The following is a 17039-nucleotide window of genomic DNA, read 5'->3' on the forward strand; positions in this document are numbered from 1 at the left end:
TCCAATCCTTAAGCACTATATTTTCCGTTTCGCCAGCTAACCTCTCTATATAGTAATTTCTTTATCTTTTTATATTAATTAATTATTATGATTAAAAAACCCTCCTTTGGAATGAATCTTGCATTTAATACTTCTCAATATAGGGAGAAAATAAGCTCTCAAAAAGCATCTCCCATACAGACCTAGGAACATCAAAAAGAGATTTTTACACCCATGAATAAAACACTACGAATCCCTCGTATAGGTAAAAGCTTTTCATGGAAGAGGAAAATATAATCTAGCTAAAATTCAAAAGCATTATGTTGTGTATAAATCGAAACTCTACTTCCAAGATGTGATAAATAATAATATGTTTCTAGTCAATAGTGTTTTGAGGTAGAACTAATAATTCATAATTCATATGTGATTACCTCTTTATAAGCCAGTAAAGAGGTAATTTTTTCTAACCTTATAAAGTCACCGAAGATAGAGCTATAACCTAGGAGGTCGCACAAAAAGTTATATGATAGTGAATATGAAAGATCAGAGAATATTTAAGTGGTTGGAAGCAGGAGGCTTTCTCAGAATTATAAATAAGGGAAAGTGGATTGAAAGAGGATCGGTAATCCACGCAAAGGAAATAGAACAAAATACTTATCTACTCTTTGTTGAAATAAAGGACTCAACACCCAACGATATCCAGGCATTTATTGTTGAATTTGAAAGCTTGGACAGCATAGGTAAATATGAACCTCTGCAGATCATGTTCTATATGTCTATTAAGAATACACAAGATCTGTTATACTTTGAGAAATATTTAGAGATACCTGCGGATCAATGCTAAACGTTAGTTATAAATGTAAGGAGTCGTGGACACCTTAAAATAATTTAAACTATTCAAAATATAATGCTATGAAATTTGAAGAAAATCTTTTAGACTATATAAGTCAGTCCCTGATGAAGAGAGGTGAAACTATTTCAATTGTAGAAAGTGTTACTTCTGGATGTTTACAACTTGCTTTTTCGCAAATGCCCAATGCTTCTCTATTTTATAAGGGGGGTATGACAGCATATACTTTATCTGAAAAAGTACGATTACTAAATATAGATAGAACGGAAGCAGAAGAGTGCGATGGTGTATCAGCAAATATTGCAGAAATGATGGCCGTAAATGTGGCCCAACTTTTTAGATCTGATTGGTCAATTGCAGCTACTGGATATTGTACCCCAATAAGAAATTCAGGATATAAAATTTTTGTTTATTTTTCCTTTGCATACAGAGGAGAAATTGTTTTTACAAAAAAATTAGAATTGCATCCAAAAACTCTGGCTTTAGATGCTCAACTATATTATACAGAATTTATTCTGGGATGTTTCAAAAGTCAAATGAATCGTGCATTAATTTTACAATAAATCTAACAACATAGGGGTCGGCTCACGAAGCGAAAAATATTTAGGATTAAGCATGAGTTCTATTAAATTTTATATTACAATAGATGAAAGCTATCAGTAATTTCTACCTTAAATTTATCATCCGGAGTTACCATAATTATCTAGGGATTTGCTTTGCGCAGGTCCCGCTTCTTTTTTTGGCAGTTTCCCTAGTTTCTCATAAAACTTATGTAGTTGATCTAATTCATCCTCCGTTAAATCTTCAATATCAACGATACGGTTACTTGCATTTCCGTGGGCAGCAACAAGCTCGTTAAGCTTTATCTGAATTGCTTTTGAATCTTTATTTTGAGCTTTCTGTATTAAAAAAACCATAAGAAAAGTAACAATAGTTGTCCCAGTATTGATAACCATTTGCCAGGTTTCAGAAAAATTAAATATCGGTCCTGTTGCTGCCCAAATAATTACGAGCAAGCTTGCTCCTATAAAAGCTCCCGCACTTCCTGTAAAACATACTGCCCAATCTGAAAATCTATCAAATAAGTTCTTTTTCATAAAAAGGTTATTTAAATTTAAACTTATACCAGCAAAGACCATGCAGCAATTAGTATAAATCTTGTAATGGTGAAACATTTAAGTATTCAAAATACTAATTAACAGTATATTATATAGTGGTATTGCTGAAAATTTATAATATCTTTAGAAATAACGGTATTATAATTGTTGATACTATGGGACTCTAATACTAATCACCAAATTACAATATTATGGAAGCTAAAACCACATTAAAAAAAGAACCTGCAAAGAAAAATGCAGCAAAAGATTTAAAAGACTTGTTTGAAGATTCTTTAAAAGACATTTACTGGGCTGAAAAAGCCCTTGTAAAAGCACTACCTAGCATGCAAAAAAATGCAACAGATGAAAAGTTAAAAACAGCGATTGAAAAACATATCACGGAAACTCAAATGCATGTAGAAAGATTAGAAGAATGTTTTAATTCATTGGGTAAAAAAGCCCAGGCTAAGAAATGTGATGCAATGCAAGGGTTATTAGATGAAGGAAAAAGTATTATGGAAGAGACGGAACCGGGAGCAATAAGAGATGTAGGTATAATAGCTGCGGCTCAAAAAGTGGAACATTACGAAATTTCCACTTATGGAACTCTTGCGGCATATGCTAAGGTTTTGAAAGAAGAAGTATGTCTTAAAAATTTATTAGCCACTCTTGATGAGGAAAAAAAATGCGATGGAACCCTAACAAAATTAGCAGACACTACCCTGAACAGTAAAGCAAGAAGCTAATTTTTTGAACATACAAGCTCTAAGCTAATTTAGATTAAAAATTAGCTTTACTTTGCTAGGTTTTAACATTATTCACCTTTACAATGTATTATTCACGGTATACGATAAAAAAAGAAGGCGTAGCAAAAATAGCTACGCCTTACTTAAGATAATAATCTTACAGACTTTACTCATTTGTTCTTTTTATTATCCTAAGATTATCAATTTTTATTGTTTTTTTACTTCATAATCATACACTAACACTCCTTTAGTAGGTTGTGGATCAATATCTATAAATGGACCTACAAAATTCTTAAAGGCATCGTGCAATGGATCAAATGTTCCAGGATCATTCAAGAAAGGTTTCCCTACATAGTAATCACGATCTGCCTTAGATGTAAAGCTTGCTCTGAAAGCTATATCATATCCTCTCGCGACACCTTCTTTACTATTTTGATAACCAAACTCAATAAAAGGAATATAGGTTTTTCCATCTTTCTTACCATTCTTCAAATCCAAAAATCTGTTTACAACTTCTTGTTTTTGAGCTTCAGAAATTCCTGGTTTGAATTTAAATAATACCCAGTGATCTAATCTGTATCCTGTTTCTGGTACACTTCCTGTACCTCCTTCGTTGCTCTTATAGTCAAAAACCAGAACACCTCCAGTAGCAGGATCATCTACATCAAGAAATGGACCTACAAAGTTTTTAAAATCGTCATGCATGGGGTCAAAAGCTGCTGGAGTTGGTTGTCCATCAATTTTACCTACATAATAATCACGATCTTCCAAAGAATTGAAAGTCACTCTAAATCCTACATCATAGTTTCCTTTTACATCTTCCATGCTATTTTGAAAACCATATTCAACTTTTAAATAAGTTTTACCATCCTTCAAAGAATTACGAAGGGCCATGAATCTATTAACAACTTCTTGTCTTTGTTGTTCCGTTACAGTCGGCTTAAATTTAAATAATACTAAATGCTCTATTCTCTCAGTTTTCATACTCTGAGGAACTTGCATATCATCATTATTATTGTTGCAAGAGATCGTAGACATTAATCCAATAAATATTAATACAATCATAAACGATTTGATTATATTTTTTGTTGTGTTTTTTAAATTATTTTTTTTCATACATTTTGATTTTCAATCAGTTGTAAAAGTAGACCTCTTACGTTTAGTGGAGAACCAAAAATGAATCAATGGGAAGTTTTAACTGCTGAATGGTAGATATTTAAAGCCCATCAGGAAAATATAATCTATACAAAAAAATGAAAATGTAATAGGTATAGAAGGCATTTTTTTAAATGGTTACAACTATCTGTAAACGAAATACAATACTGACCATTAGACATAAAAAATTTTAAAATTAAGTATTACTCTTCGACTACTTATTGGCAGAGACTATACAATATTAATTTTAGAAAAAAGGACCAATTTTTTTGGAAATAGAAAGTATGATAGTACCTATGGGAGAATAATAAAGAGACTATTAATTATTTTATAAAATGGTGTAAGGAAGGGCGATAACTTGCATTATGTTAAGTAGGCTAAATTTTGATATGCTTTCAATTCTACTAAAGCATATAAATAAGACCATATTATTTACAAATTTCAAAAGACTTTATTTAGATTTGGAAATGTTTTTTGGAAAAAGCAAATAGAGCTTGTTAGACAATTTTACCCAAATACGACACTTTTTAGGACTGAAACGACAAGCCTATTATTACGAAAGAGATTTAGAAAGTTTTTATAAAATATTGTTTTGTGAGATTATTCAAATTCTTTTAAATATTTACTGAGAATTTCTTTTCCTTTAGGCATTTTAAATAATTCTTTTCTTACAATTTCTTTATATTTTTCAAGAGCATCTAATCTACCTTGAATATAGCCCCTATTATGAGCGCTTTCAAATGATAAATGTGTGATATATTTTTCCAGTTCTTTATATAATAAAATATATGCTAATGTAAAGTGAACTTCTTCATTAGGAATACTTTCTATTTCATAAAAATTCAAAAGATCTTTTCCTTTCTTTTCCCAGTCTTTGCCAAGGCTACAAAAAGCTTTAAATGATGAAACATCAAAAACATGTGCAAATTTGTTACGTATTTCTGCGAATAATATAAATTTTGCCTTCAATTTTTTATCCGTCTTAGAAAGATCTGTAATAAGATTTACTTTTGCGTTAAAAGATAACGATTGAGAACCATATCCGAAACTAATTGATGATTTTTTGTCAATTTGTAACAATTCGCATAAGTATAATGAGCAAAGCTCTTCCAGCATTGTAGCATACTGGACTATTAAATATCTTGTTTCCATCGTTTTTTAAGATTATTGATTAAATTTCAATTGGAATTTGTAAAAGAACTGGAGTATAAATATCAACATTTATATCCGCTGTTTCAATTGTTACTACTAAACTATAACGAATCTTATTGATATGGCGAGCAAGCTGCTTTCTATTTTTCCACCATCCTCCTACGGGATAAATTGCAATTTTATTTCGCGTTGCAAGATCTACAGCTGTTCCCTCCCAAATATCTTTATGAATGGATCCTTTATCACGCACTTTTGAACCAAGAATCCAGTGCTCATTACCTTCTGGAACATAATTATCTTCTCGGGCAGATTTACTAACTCTTGCAGAAAATGCTTCTTCGCTTTCATTTGTATCAATCATTTTAAATCTTAAACCATGTGAACGGTAACTTGCTGCAAGTTCATATTGACGATTGCCGGGATTAGGCTCAATAAAATATGACAGTGTTAATTTTAACTGGACTGGAGTATTCATTAGATCTTGAAGTACATCAACAGGCCATGGTAAATCTATAAGATGAAATTCGTCCGTTTTAACTCTCTTCTCTTCAAACTTGTATGGTTTCAGATATCTTTCAATAATTAATGAAAGTGAATTGTTAGCACTAAATTTAGCCTTATTGAAATTCGGAACACCATATCCGACAGTGGACAAAAGAGCAAGCTTTTGATCAGGAGATAAATCAGAAATATTATGTTCACCTAACATAGAGTCTGTCCAATCTGCTGAGTGAATAATCAGTGCTCTGATAGTTTCCGGCCAATATGCGGGATATGATTCATAGAGTTGAGCAGCAAATTTACTTGCCAAAGCTGTTGCAGCACTTGTATCACCAAACGTTGTAAACCATGAACGTCCTAGTCCACCTTTCGCTGTTGACAAAAGAGACAACGAATCTGGGTCAATTATTCCGTCACCAAAAATTCCTTGATTTCCTCCTTCCATAACAATATCTGGTTTTCTTGGCCATTCTTGCTGCCAAATTACGGATGTCTTATTACATGGTGCCATCGATCCCCTTGGCGCAATCAAAAATGCTTCGGGAAACTTTTCAAAATCTATCACATCTTTTAAAGTATAGGCTCCTACAGTAACTGCATTGAAAGATTGTGCAGGATCTTCAATAGAAAACTTATCATTAATAAGTGGATAGTCTATCCGCTCATTAATCGAAATATTACCAGATGATACAAAAAAAAGAGTCGTATCATTTGGATCTTCTGTATCTCCGAAAATTTTTTGATCTATTGCAGCGGACCACGATGATGGCCTCCCAAAATGCACTAATGTATCGCTGGTTACTGCCATACAAACAATCCTTTTATTTCGAGGATTGAGCAATTCCGCACGAGCAATAGCCTCCTGCGTTATAGCGCCATATAGTTCTGGATTATTTGGTTGACTAGGCTCAATAACCTTTATACTTTCAAGGTCATGGTAAATTTCTATCCTGTCAAATCCAGCCATAACATCACTCAGATCACCATACATAATTAATCCAGCCATAGGTGTCCCATGGCCCTGCTCATGAGAATCACTAATAGACCAAGAAGGATCAATGGCGTCTAAATTCCTTACATCAATTAAATTTTCCAGTAGTGGATGGGCAATATTAACACCCGTATCTAATAAACAAACAGATATATTACCTAACAACTGATGATTATCTACTCGGTGATTGAGATTTTGAATCCAATCATTTTGCTCTGGCTTATCCAGGTATGTAAAAAGATCAGCAGTTTCTTTAGGTTTTCTTAATTCTGAAAGTGAATCAGTATATAAAATAGAGTTACCCAACTGGTGACTATTTCCATAAACTAAGAAAACAATATGTTCTGGAAAAGAAAGACTCCGACGTCTCCCGATTCGGATCCCAACATTTGCCAAAATTTCAAAAATTTTTTCGAGTTGTTCATCAGTTGATATTAAATAATTTCTATATATCCAGATTTCCCACCATGTACTCTCTCCAGATTCCGGAAATGCAAGTTCAGGCTCCTGCCAAAAACTTTTTAATGTTGCACTTTTAATTGACTCAAGATTAGCAATGAGATTCTGATGTTTAGGATTTCCTGTAGGAGTTTCTTCACCGATATACTGTTCTACTTTCCGTAAAAAGCTACCAATTGCTGTAGGATTCATGCATACAGTTGCTTCGTAGGTATCGTATTCCAAGTTTTCTCCAGGTATTCTCCTGTATGAAGCGAGTCTGTAATTCAAATTTGAATCTTCAAATTTATCTATATCTAAAAGGAATCCTGGTGCGGATTTGAAAACGAGATAAACGAACTCAACCTCAGGTGCAAGTACCTTAAAAATATCAACAGCTTCATTAAATTCATTTTGTATTTTTTGCCCTTGAACTGCTCTGTCAAGATTTAGACGCGGTTTTACTTTACTTCTCCCCGTAGAAACGGGGGTATAAGGCATTGGAGCAGTACGTTCTTTGAGAAAAATGTGATCACGTAAAAATTGAGGCATATTTTGTGTTAAAATGGTTTCTTTCTATGCTTTATTGAATCAATAAAGTCATCCTCAGAAATTTCATCTATCCCATACACCAAAATATCTTTTGCAAGATCTTCACACACTCTAGAAATCTCAGAATAACTGAGGCCAATTGACTCTGTAGCAATTTTTTCTAAATTAAAACTATTACTCAAATTAAGTTCATCCAATCTTTTCAGATATAGTTTCTTAATCTCTGGCAATTCAGGTAATGTGTAAATAATAATATCATCAAAACGCCTAAAGAGCGCTGTATCTAAAAATTCAGGAATATTAGTAGCAGCTATGATCAAACTGTTAGAGTTATCTTTCTCTAACTGTAATAAAAAACTATTTAAAACTCTTTTGATCTCTCCGACTTCATTAATACTTGTTCTGGTAGTCCCTACACTATCAAATTCATCAAAAAGATAAACTGCTCGGAATTGATGCATCGCATTAAAAATTAATCTAAGCTTTGCAATCGACTCTCCCATGTATTTGCTAATCAATCCATCCAGCCTAATAACAAACAGTGGTATAGCTAGTTCACTTGCAAGAGCACTAGCAGACATCGTCTTCCCACATCCGGGAGGACCAGCAAATAATAGTTTTTTTCTAGGCTGAAGATTATGATGTTTTAAAAGTTCAATTTTAGATTGTTCATCTAGTATACGTCTAAGTGACTTGTTGATTTTAGGAGATAAAATCATATTATTAAGCTTAAACTCTGGCTGAATAAGTTCTAATAATTCGCTTAGTTCCTTTTGGCCAACACTATCATGAAGTGGCCTTATAATGCCTGTAAATTTTGATTTGCTTGACTTTGCATTGTCAATAAGCTTCTTTATCTCATCTGCTAGAATGACATGTCCTTTTTTTGCTTCAGCGGCGGCAATTTGCATTGCGGTAGCATAAAATCTGCCATCGTCACCAACTCCGTATGATTTAATTAAACTCTTTATTTGTTCTGCTGCAGCCATAAGCCTATAATATACAAAATAACAATAAATATTTGAAATATGGTCAAATAGCTATGATTTTTTGACAGATTTTTTTTAAACAAATAGAACTTTTACGTAGCTTATAAAGAATAAATTTGCTTACTTTTTTGAATTATCTATTCTATAAAAAGTAGCTTTACTTATACCCGCTTGTTTACAAGCTTTATCAATTGGGGTATTTTTATTATCATAAAGATGTTTTGCAAATTGATATTTTTCTATACTTTCTTTACTAGCCCCTTTTGGTCTTCCTAAAAGTTTTTTTCTTTTTCTAGCTCCTTCCAATCCAGCCTTAGTCCTTTCACTAATCAAATTCCTTTCAAACTCTGCAACAGCCCCAAAAATTTGAATGATGAATTTTCCATTAGCAGAAGTAGTATCAAATGCAGGTTCGGTAATACTTTTAAAAAGAACTCCCTTTTCATTAAACTTTTCAATAAGATCTATCATGTTTTTCAATGAGCGAAATATGCGATCTGTTTTATAAACCATTATGATATCATCCTTCCTTAAATAAGAAAGCATTTCGTTTAAACCAGCTCTATCTTCTCGGACTCCACTTGCAATATCGGTGAAAACCTTTTCACAACCATTTTCTTTTAGAATTTCAATTTGTGTGGAGATGTTTTGATCTGAAGTCGAAACACGTGCATACCCTACGGTCATAATGATATTAAATTTTTTTATTCAACCTGTTTTTTAAGTTCTTCTTTACTAGGAAGGACTGCTTTATATTCTTTTGCAAAAATGGTTTTGTTATTTTCTGGAAGGGTAAATTCTATCACAGTTTTGTTTTCTTCTTTACATAGAATAATACCTATCGTAGGATTTTCGTCCTTAAGCTTAACTTTCCTATCATAATAATTAACGTACATCTGCATTTGTCCGATATCTTGATGGGTAAGCTTGCCGATCTTTAAATCAAATAAGACAAAACATTTAAGAATTCTATTGTAAAAGACTAAATCCACAAAAAAGCTGTCTCCTTCGAAAGTAAATCTACGTTGCCTTCCTTCAAATAAAAATCCTTTACCCAATTCTAACATAAAATGTTCTAACTTATTAATGATTGCGGTTTCCAAATCATTTTCTGAATAACGGGCATCCTCTTTTAAATCTAAAAATTCTAAAACATAGTGACTCTTTAACACATCTGTTGGCTTCTCTATAATTTGTCCTTCTTTAGCTAATTGCTTCATACCGTCTCTATCCCTGCTTAATGCGAGTCTCTCATATATAGCTGAATTATATTGTCGCGTAAGCTCTCGTACACTCCAATTATTTTGTGTTGCTTCTATTTCATAGAAATTTCGCTCATCTTTATTTTCAATTTTTAATAATTGAATATAATGCGTCCAGGAAAGAGTAAAAGGTATTTTAGATTCCCCAATCAATGATTGGGAAATTCTATTTTGGAAGGTCAGATAGAATTTTCTAAAATATTCTAGATTTGATACAGAGTACCCTTTTCCAAATTCAACTGTTAATTGCTTGCTTAAATTCTTAATAGTTTCTTTGGAATACTCTGCTCTGTCTTTCCCTTTTTGTTCATCATTCACAATCATCTTTCCTATTTCAAAATAAGTCAATAGCATTGTTGTATTGATATTTCTGACAATATTTAATCGAGACTTTTCAATTAAATCTTTTATGGTGAAGAAAAGATTTGTAGGAAGATTTTTTTTCATAAGTTTAGAAGGAGTCCTTGTCTTAAAAAAAGATTTTTTACAAAACTAATAAATAAGACGGAATATGAAACTAACTTGAGCATAAAAAATGAAATGAATAATTAGTTTTATAAAACGAACGTTTTGTGAAATTACACCCCATTAGAAATATATTCTTGATTAATAATGACTTTGCATTTTCTATTTTTCACAAAAGTGCCCCCTTCAATATATAACTCACATGAAAATACATTGAACACCTCCTATGTTTGCAAAAGTTTCAGTAGAGTAAATAAATTTGTAAACAAAAGCAAAAGGAATGAGAGAACATTGAACAGAAAATAATCTGAATGCTCTTGAAGTTTTTTTAAAAAAAGATTTTGAAAATGATCCTTTGGAAGAAGATCTATTATAAGGTGCAACTACACGCAGGAAATTTCTAACCATTTACTATCATAATAATCAAAAAAAAACAGTACCATTACTATAATCTATTTCATAACATTCTTGAATAAACAGAAATTTCCTGCATTAACACTCTATTATCCAAGTTATGGACATATTACTACTCATATATTAAGTATATATTTTTGTAAAAAATCAAACTTATAAAGTTTTATTGAAAAAAGAGTCTTAGATTCGAAGCAAAATAATAACAGTAAAATGCTTCTTATACCATTCTACCAATGAAAAAAGATTTTTATTTAACAAGGTATGCTTTAATCATTAAAAGATTAGAAAATTCTCCTGCAACCTATTCTCAGCTGAAAGAATACCTATTAAACTCATTTGAATTTCAGGATGCCGGAATAAAAAGTTATTCTATTAGGACGTTGCAAAGGGATATCCGAGAAATTTCAAATCTTTTTAATCTATCCATCCATAATAAAAAGAAGGGAGATAATCGTTATTACATCGAGAGCCGGCCCATTATGGAAGTAGATGAATATAACCAAAAACTATTAGAATCTTTTCAGGTAAGTAATGCTCTAAATGTTCATCCAAATTTTTCAAATTTTATTTTTTTTGAAACAAGGAAATCCACAGGAGCCGAGAACTTTTATGATCTTTTCTTTGCTATCCGAAATAAACGCGTTATTACGTTTGAATATTATAATTACAAAAACAAATTAATGACGGCTCGAAAAGTACACCCTCTAGCATTGAAAGAATCGAAAGACAGATGGTATTTAATTGCTTCGGATACCAATGATAAAGTGTTAAAGTCATTTGGATTAGATCGTATCCATTATTTAGATGTCAACAAAACTAAGTTTAAAGAGAAATATAAATATAATTTTAGAGAGCATTTCAAAAACGCTTTTGGAGTGATGAACCTTGCAGAGCAAAACCCTGAAAGGATTGTTTTAAAGTGCAGTAAACATCAAGGAGAGTATATTAAAAGCTTTCCTCTCCATCAATCTCAAAAAGAAATAAAAGAAAATCCAAATGAGACATTTTTTGAATTTTTCCTTCATCCCACCTACGACTTTATGCAGGAAATTCTTTCTTATGGGAAAGAAGTAACTGTTCTAGAACCGAAAAGTTTAGTTGATGATATTCAAGCTCATTTACAAGAATCGTTAAACGCTTATCTCAATTGTACATAATGTATCGCTAGGTTTTCACATTTTTTAATTAACTTTACATAAATCCCTCGAATTGAAAGTTGTAGTATTTTGCTTATCCCTCATCATTCCAAGCTTCTGTTTTGCCCAACAAACAGAAGAGTTTAGATTTGTAAAAAATTACTATAATCATCATCGTACATTATTAGGAAAGGAATTCAAGAAAAAATTAGACACTGAAACCAATAACCTGAAAAAAGACGCTATAAAAAAAGACTTTATCCTTTTTATGAGAAAAATGGATAGCATCGAGAATACAGCTCTTATTGGTGCCTTATTGAAAGTAAAAAATATTGAAGACCTAAATATCCTTCACAACAAAAATATTATTACGAAAAATACGGACGATAAAGTCCCTTATACTACTGATAAATCAGCTGATTACCCTGGAGGGGTTGATGCACTTCGAAAAGAAGTAGCTCATCTCTTTTATGGAGGTAGTGTTTATTCAGAAACGCCTAATATAAAAACAAATGTTAAGTTTATTGTAGAAAAAGATGGTAGCATCAGTAATGTAAAAGCCGAAGGAGAAAACTTTACGTTCAACAGACAAGCAGAAATTGCCATATACTCAATATCAGAGAAGTTTTCTCCTGCTATTATCAATGGGAATCCTGTCAGATATCGATTTAATTTACCTTTAACTTTTAGCTTTAAATAATTTAAAAATCACTTGTAAAGCTTAATTTTGTAGATTTAGCCTATATGTTTACTGACGAATATTTTATGAAAATGGCTCTTCAAGAAGCCGAGTTTGCCCTAGAAAAAGAAGAAGTTCCCATCGGATGTGTAATAGTTTCTAACAATCAAGTCATTGCAAGAGCACATAATCTTACAGAAGCTCTAAATGATGTTACAGCCCATGCAGAGATGCAAGCCATTACTTCAGCCGCCAACTTTTTAGGAGGGAAATACCTCAAAAATTGCACATTATATGTCACCCTTGAGCCTTGCGTAATGTGTTCTGGAGCTCTTTCGTGGTCACAAATTTCTAAAGTTGTCATTGGAGCTCGTGATGAGCAGAGAGGATTTATCAATAAACAATTATCTCTTCATCCCAAAACAGAAATTATCACAGGAGTGATGGAACATGAATGCTCCTCCATGATCAAAACGTTTTTCAAATCAAAAAGATAGACTTTTTAAAAAGAATGATTTCGTATAACAGTAATTCTTCATACGAAATCATTGATATTCTTTAATTTATATAATCTACTACTATTCTATCCCTTTACCTAAAAAATATAGCCCTTTTAAAGTATGTAATCGATCCATGATGTGAATTTTATCAGTCAAGGGTTTATAAATATGAGAAACACCTCCGGTAGCCACCACAAAACACTCATCCTTAACTTCATCATTGATACGATCAATAAAACCTTCTACCATTCCTAAAAATCCATACACCATACCACTTTGCATGCAAGTCACTGTATCTAGCCCTAACACGGATTTGGGCTTTTTCAACTCTATATCTGGTAATTGTGCCGTTTGACTGATTAAAGAGTTGAGGGCCGTTACAATACCTGGAGCAATAATTACGCCTAAGGTTTCTCCATTTTCCGCAATACAACTTGCGGTAAGAGCAGTACCAAAATCAAGAACAATTTTCTTTTTGTTATGATATAAGTTATGAGCCGCTACAAGATTTGCATAAATATCAGTGCCCATTTGCTTTGACTTTGCCTGAACTCCTGAAGGAGTATTTCGATCGACCACTACAGGAAGAATTCCATGAATTTTTTTTATAGCAGAGCTCATAACTTTAGTAAGTTGAGGCACTACTGATCCTATAATAACCTTATCTATTTCCTTCGGTATAATTTTGTATGTCTGATACAACATCAGCATTTGAACATATAATTCATCGGCTGTGCGATACGGTTTTGTATTGATCACCCAAGAAATATCACAATTATCTTCATTAAAAAGACCAAATCGGACATTACTATTTCCTATATTAATTACAATTGAATTCACTGGCATACTTTTTCAAAAATCTTTTCAATTCTATATTACAATTGAAATTCAAAATTATTTTTAGGGATTAAAATTAATAATTTTAATAAAACTGCTCACTTATATCTACATTTATATTTAATTTATGAAATAAATCATTTTAACAAAAAAAATACAATATTTTAAATTTATACAATAAAAAAATACCATAAAAATGAGAACACTGTTATTTATCACTGTAATACTTTTTAGCAATTTTTTGTTTTCTCAAAAAAAAATCTTTGATGAAAATGATAAGATGATTACCTTGGATGAATTTAATCACCGAAAAAACAAATTAGGAGGGCTTAAAATTGTCTATAATGATTCATTAGATACAGCTAAAATAACCTCAGATACAGAAAAAGGAGAAGTAGATTCTGAAAAGCTAATAACCGACTTAGCCCATCTATTAAAATTAAAGATCTCTCCTACCCAACCTACCATTATCATTTTCTACCCAGGAAAGGATCCTTGTAATTCTAGTGGTTTATCCACTCCCAAAAGTTCTTTTTTAGATTTTAAAGAAAACGAAAAAAAAGCTAACAAGATTAAACAATCAAATATTCTCTATTTATACAAAAGTAAAGAGGGTATAAAAACCATAAATAAAATAAAGTGGTATAAAGATCCTAAAAACATCATTGAAAATACATTCTTTCACTATCATTACCCTTGTTCAAGCTATGTGATCATATATAACAATAAATATATAAGTCATTTTGGAGAATTTCCTCTATCCTCTATTTTAAATAACTTAAAAACAATTATACAATAAAAAATAAATCGGCATAGAAATATACTCTATGCCGACTATGTAGATATAATGTTATTATTTTACTTCAATAAAATTATCACTCATATTTATATCTGCAATCCTCTGGCTGAAATCAATTCCTAAAACATATAATTGAGATTTTGTATAGGGAATAGTAAGAGTGTATTCCTTTTGCGTCCATGGCCAATAAGGCATTGTTGAAAAATCGCCATACATATCTTTATCTTTCCAGGTATGCGTCATATTCAAAGGAATTTGATAAGTAATTATTTTCTTGTCAGTCGTCATCACACTAAAATCAATAGGCATTGGGACTTGTCCTTTATTAATTAATATAATTGTCGTAGATTTTGTATCATACTTGATATCTTTTATTCCATAATCAATTGTTTTTGTTGTATTAATCCAATAATTATGAAACCATTTTAAATCCATTCCTGATACCTTTTGGGCAATATGTAAAAAATCTCTATCAGAAGGATGCCTCATACTCCATTGGTCATAATATTGCTTTAAAACTTCCGCTAATTTTTGCTCGCCCATAATATATCCCAATTGAACCAAGTATAGCTCACCTTTTACATAAGAAGCATAGGTGTAAGCTGATCCATTGTCATGATGATCACCCAACCAAACAGCAGGCTCTTCAATTCCTTTTTTAATAAAAGCCCTATAGGAATCCAACGTTTTTATGAACGGATTCGGAAGATCCTCTGGAAACAATTGATGCATGGTATATCCTTCTGCATAGCTTGTAAAGCCTTCATCCATCCACGGGCGCATTGATTCATTTGTAGCCAACATTTGCTGATACCAAGAGTGAGCTCCTTCATGAGCCATAAGTCCCATTAAATCTTTTATATTTTGAGCCTCACCTAAAATCATAGTACACATTCCATATTCCATTCCACCATCTCCTCCTTGAATAAATGTATAAGTTGGATATATATATTTTCCAAAATGCGAATTCATAATCTGGAAATATTTCGTCACATAAGGTTGAGCTTCTTCCCAAGCTTTAGTCTTATTATTTTGCTGATAAACCAAAAAAACTTTGGGACCTTCAGGCACATCAAAACTTTTCACCTTGTAATCTTTGTCAGCACTCCAAGCAAAATCAAGAATATTTTTTGCTGTCCATCTCCACGTCACTTTATTATTTTTATCAATGGATAGAAGCGGTTTAGATTCATAACCTTTAACGCCTTGAGGATTTTCTAGAATACCTCCTGCACCTATTACATAATCTTTATTAATCTTAATAGCAACTTCAAAATCCGCAAAGGGTGCATGAAACTCTCTACCTATATAATCAAAAGTTGCCCATCCATCATAATCATATTCTGCAATTTTTGGATACCATTGTGTCATAGTCATATCCACACCTTCCCGATTATTTCTTCCACTTCTTCTAATCTGTTGTGGTATTACAGCATCCCAGTCCATCGTAAAAGTTGTAGTAGAATTGGGTTTAATGGATTCTGCTAGGTACACTTTCATAATAGTCTCCTGAATTTCAAACTTTAGCTCTTTTCCATTTTGTTTTATCCAGTGAATATTTTGTGATCCTTCTTCATTTTTTGGAATGGAAGCTAGCCTAGAAACGCCATCTTTTTGCAATCTTGAATCCCCATTTTTACCCTGCCCGGAAACCCTTTGATCCATCATAGAATTGGGTTTAAACGCGTTCCAATATAAATGAAAATATACTACTTTAAGTTCATCTGGTGAATTGTTAGTATATTCTAAAGTCTGCTCTCCTTGATAGGTAAACTTTTCAGCATCCACATCAATATTCATCTTGTACTTCGCACTCTGCTGATAGTAATTTCCTGGCTGAGCTTGAAATTGTGAAATGATAAACGCAAAAAGGATTGTCACCGATTTTTTCATTTAAAATTTTATTTTCTCAAAAGTAAGTATTTTAAATAAGACCCTAAAATTTAGAATTAAACGAATAATATTCAGAAAAATAAGACTTAACATTTATTATTACCGAGGATAAGAATATTTTAATTATCTAACAACTTTTTTATTAAGGTAATCTGCCCTAGATGATAATAAGCATGCTCAATCATTCCGTCAATATTTCTTAAATACGTTCCATATTTTTCATCAATAAAGACTTCATCAAGCTTAGAATCGGGCATTTTTTCTAGTAAATTGGCAAACTTTTCAGAGTCTATCAAAAGTTTATTTAAGAGAGTTTCCCATTCCTCCTGAGATTCAATTGGCGAAAGATTAAAGCTATACTTATCTCTAATTTCTAAATCACCTCCTTCAAAAACATTCACCAATCCAGCAATATAATAATCGATATGGAAAGTAAGCATCGCAATCGTATTTAAAGAACCAATTTTCGTTGTTGCCTGCTGCAAAGTAACATCTGAAAGTTGGGCTTTAAAATTGGTATTAGCAATCCACATTCCATCTAGTAATACCTCTCTGAATCTTTTGACTAATTGTGAAACTAAACTCATTTTTAATTTTATATAAA

17 protein-coding genes are annotated in these 17039 nt (G+C 31.9%); 7 read left to right on the forward strand and 10 right to left on the reverse strand.

The annotated features are described in order from the left end of the window. The first annotated feature begins 514 nt into the window (after nt 1-514). Both CHRY9293_RS11605 and CHRY9293_RS11610 read left to right on the forward strand, forming a co-directional pair. Entirely contained in the window at nt 515-823 is a 309-nt protein-coding gene (locus CHRY9293_RS11605) for a hypothetical protein (RefSeq protein ID WP_162033128.1), read from the forward strand. Nucleotides 824-891: 68 nt separating this feature from the next. Continuing rightward, nucleotides 892-1392, forward strand: a complete 501-nt coding sequence (locus CHRY9293_RS11610; RefSeq protein ID WP_162033129.1) for a CinA family protein — start codon at nt 892-894, stop codon at nt 1390-1392. Between the two features lie 117 nt (nt 1393-1509). On the opposite strand, the gene CHRY9293_RS11615 is transcribed toward CHRY9293_RS11610, so the two are convergent. Further along, entirely contained in the window at nt 1510-1926 is a 417-nt protein-coding gene (locus tag CHRY9293_RS11615; RefSeq protein WP_162033130.1) for a low affinity iron permease family protein, read from the reverse strand. A 212-nt stretch (nt 1927-2138) separates the two neighbouring features. Between CHRY9293_RS11615 and CHRY9293_RS11620 the strand changes: the two genes are divergently transcribed. Then, the gene (locus tag CHRY9293_RS11620; RefSeq protein ID WP_162033131.1) at nt 2139-2672 is read left to right on the forward strand and encodes a YciE/YciF ferroxidase family protein; all 534 of its coding nucleotides are present in this window, start codon (nt 2139-2141) and stop codon (nt 2670-2672) included. A 207-nt stretch (nt 2673-2879) separates the two neighbouring features. Here CHRY9293_RS11620 and CHRY9293_RS11625 read toward each other — a convergent pair whose 3' ends face one another. The 6 genes from CHRY9293_RS11625 to CHRY9293_RS11650 form a co-directional block, all read right to left on the reverse strand. Then, nucleotides 2880-3788, reverse strand: coding sequence for a Dabb family protein (locus tag CHRY9293_RS11625; protein ID WP_162033132.1), 909 nt, complete (start codon nt 3786-3788; stop codon nt 2880-2882). Between the two features lie 639 nt (nt 3789-4427). Next, nucleotides 4428-4979, reverse strand: a complete 552-nt coding sequence (locus tag CHRY9293_RS11630) for a hypothetical protein (RefSeq protein WP_162033133.1) — start codon at nt 4977-4979, stop codon at nt 4428-4430. Nucleotides 4980-4998: 19 nt separating this feature from the next. After that, a complete protein-coding gene (locus CHRY9293_RS11635) occupies nt 4999-7461 on the reverse strand; it encodes a S8 family peptidase (RefSeq protein ID WP_162033134.1) in 2463 nt (820 codons plus the stop codon). 8 nt (nt 7462-7469) lie between these two features. Further along, complete coding sequence (locus CHRY9293_RS11640; RefSeq protein WP_162033135.1) at nt 7470-8450, reverse strand: AAA family ATPase; 981 nt, start codon at nt 8448-8450, stop codon at nt 7470-7472. Between the two features lie 120 nt (nt 8451-8570). Beyond that, the gene (locus CHRY9293_RS11645) at nt 8571-9137 is read right to left on the reverse strand and encodes a recombinase family protein (RefSeq protein WP_162033136.1); all 567 of its coding nucleotides are present in this window, start codon (nt 9135-9137) and stop codon (nt 8571-8573) included. A gap of 17 nt (nt 9138-9154) precedes the next feature. Further along, the gene (locus CHRY9293_RS11650; protein WP_162033137.1) at nt 9155-10159 is read right to left on the reverse strand and encodes a PDDEXK nuclease domain-containing protein; all 1005 of its coding nucleotides are present in this window, start codon (nt 10157-10159) and stop codon (nt 9155-9157) included. Nucleotides 10160-10824: 665 nt separating this feature from the next. On the opposite strand from CHRY9293_RS11650, the gene CHRY9293_RS11655 reads away from it, so the two are divergent. Genes CHRY9293_RS11655 through CHRY9293_RS11665 form a run of 3 tightly spaced genes read left to right on the forward strand, consistent with a single transcriptional unit; the run spans nt 10825 to nt 12903 of the window. After that, nucleotides 10825-11748 (forward strand): helix-turn-helix transcriptional regulator, encoded by a 924-nt coding sequence (locus CHRY9293_RS11655; protein ID WP_162033138.1) that lies wholly within the window; start codon nt 10825-10827, stop codon nt 11746-11748. Nucleotides 11749-11800: 52 nt separating this feature from the next. Then, nucleotides 11801-12427, forward strand: a complete 627-nt coding sequence (locus tag CHRY9293_RS11660) for an energy transducer TonB (protein ID WP_228455522.1) — start codon at nt 11801-11803, stop codon at nt 12425-12427. Between the two features lie 44 nt (nt 12428-12471). Beyond that, entirely contained in the window at nt 12472-12903 is a 432-nt protein-coding gene (locus tag CHRY9293_RS11665; RefSeq protein ID WP_162033139.1) for a nucleoside deaminase, read from the forward strand. 81 nt (nt 12904-12984) lie between these two features. On the opposite strand, the gene CHRY9293_RS11670 is transcribed toward CHRY9293_RS11665, so the two are convergent. Beyond that, nucleotides 12985-13746: a type III pantothenate kinase gene (locus CHRY9293_RS11670; protein ID WP_162033140.1), complete on the reverse strand. Its 762-nt coding sequence runs from the start codon at nt 13744-13746 to the stop codon at nt 12985-12987. 193 nt (nt 13747-13939) lie between these two features. Here CHRY9293_RS11670 and CHRY9293_RS11675 point away from each other — a divergent pair, with 193 nt between their 5' ends. Next, the gene (locus CHRY9293_RS11675) at nt 13940-14542 is read left to right on the forward strand and encodes a hypothetical protein (protein ID WP_162033141.1); all 603 of its coding nucleotides are present in this window, start codon (nt 13940-13942) and stop codon (nt 14540-14542) included. A gap of 54 nt (nt 14543-14596) precedes the next feature. Here the strand turns inward: CHRY9293_RS11675 and CHRY9293_RS11680 are convergent, their stop codons facing one another. Continuing rightward, a complete protein-coding gene (locus tag CHRY9293_RS11680; RefSeq protein ID WP_162033142.1) occupies nt 14597-16435 on the reverse strand; it encodes a M1 family metallopeptidase in 1839 nt (612 codons plus the stop codon). A 119-nt stretch (nt 16436-16554) separates the two neighbouring features. After that, nucleotides 16555-17022 carry a DinB family protein gene (locus CHRY9293_RS11685; protein WP_162033143.1) on the reverse strand — a complete coding sequence of 156 codons (468 nt, stop codon included), beginning with the start codon at nt 17020-17022 and terminating at the stop codon, nt 16555-16557. Nucleotides 17023-17039 lie beyond the last annotated feature (17 nt).

Source organism: Chryseobacterium potabilaquae (genome assembly GCF_902728265.1).
Classification (GTDB): Bacteria; Bacteroidota; Bacteroidia; order Flavobacteriales; family Weeksellaceae; genus Chryseobacterium; species Chryseobacterium potabilaquae.

Bases quoted from the DNA above. Each gene is read 5' to 3' on its own strand.
- CHRY9293_RS11645 (WP_162033136.1), bottom strand. From the start codon at position 9,137: ATGACCGTAGGGTATGCACGTGTTTCGACTTCAGATCAAAACATCTCC.
- CHRY9293_RS11640 (WP_162033135.1), bottom strand. From the start codon at position 8,450: ATGGCTGCAGCAGAACAAATAAAGAGTTTAATTAAATCATACGGAGTT.
- CHRY9293_RS11665 (WP_162033139.1), top strand. From the start codon at position 12,472: ATGTTTACTGACGAATATTTTATGAAAATGGCTCTTCAAGAAGCCGAG.
- CHRY9293_RS11675 (WP_162033141.1), top strand. From the start codon at position 13,940: ATGAGAACACTGTTATTTATCACTGTAATACTTTTTAGCAATTTTTTG.
- CHRY9293_RS11685 (WP_162033143.1), bottom strand. From the start codon at position 17,022: ATGAGTTTAGTTTCACAATTAGTCAAAAGATTCAGAGAGGTATTACTA.
- CHRY9293_RS11635 (WP_162033134.1), bottom strand. From the start codon at position 7,461: ATGCCTCAATTTTTACGTGATCACATTTTTCTCAAAGAACGTACTGCT.
- CHRY9293_RS11680 (WP_162033142.1), bottom strand. From the start codon at position 16,435: ATGAAAAAATCGGTGACAATCCTTTTTGCGTTTATCATTTCACAATTT.
- CHRY9293_RS11655 (WP_162033138.1), top strand. From the start codon at position 10,825: ATGAAAAAAGATTTTTATTTAACAAGGTATGCTTTAATCATTAAAAGA.
- CHRY9293_RS11625 (WP_162033132.1), bottom strand. From the start codon at position 3,788: ATGAAAAAAAATAATTTAAAAAACACAACAAAAAATATAATCAAATCG.
- CHRY9293_RS11615 (WP_162033130.1), bottom strand. From the start codon at position 1,926: ATGAAAAAGAACTTATTTGATAGATTTTCAGATTGGGCAGTATGTTTT.
- CHRY9293_RS11605 (WP_162033128.1), top strand. From the start codon at position 515: ATGAAAGATCAGAGAATATTTAAGTGGTTGGAAGCAGGAGGCTTTCTC.
- CHRY9293_RS11630 (WP_162033133.1), bottom strand. From the start codon at position 4,979: ATGGAAACAAGATATTTAATAGTCCAGTATGCTACAATGCTGGAAGAG.
- CHRY9293_RS11650 (WP_162033137.1), bottom strand. From the start codon at position 10,159: ATGAAAAAAAATCTTCCTACAAATCTTTTCTTCACCATAAAAGATTTA.
- CHRY9293_RS11610 (WP_162033129.1), top strand. From the start codon at position 892: ATGAAATTTGAAGAAAATCTTTTAGACTATATAAGTCAGTCCCTGATG.
- CHRY9293_RS11620 (WP_162033131.1), top strand. From the start codon at position 2,139: ATGGAAGCTAAAACCACATTAAAAAAAGAACCTGCAAAGAAAAATGCA.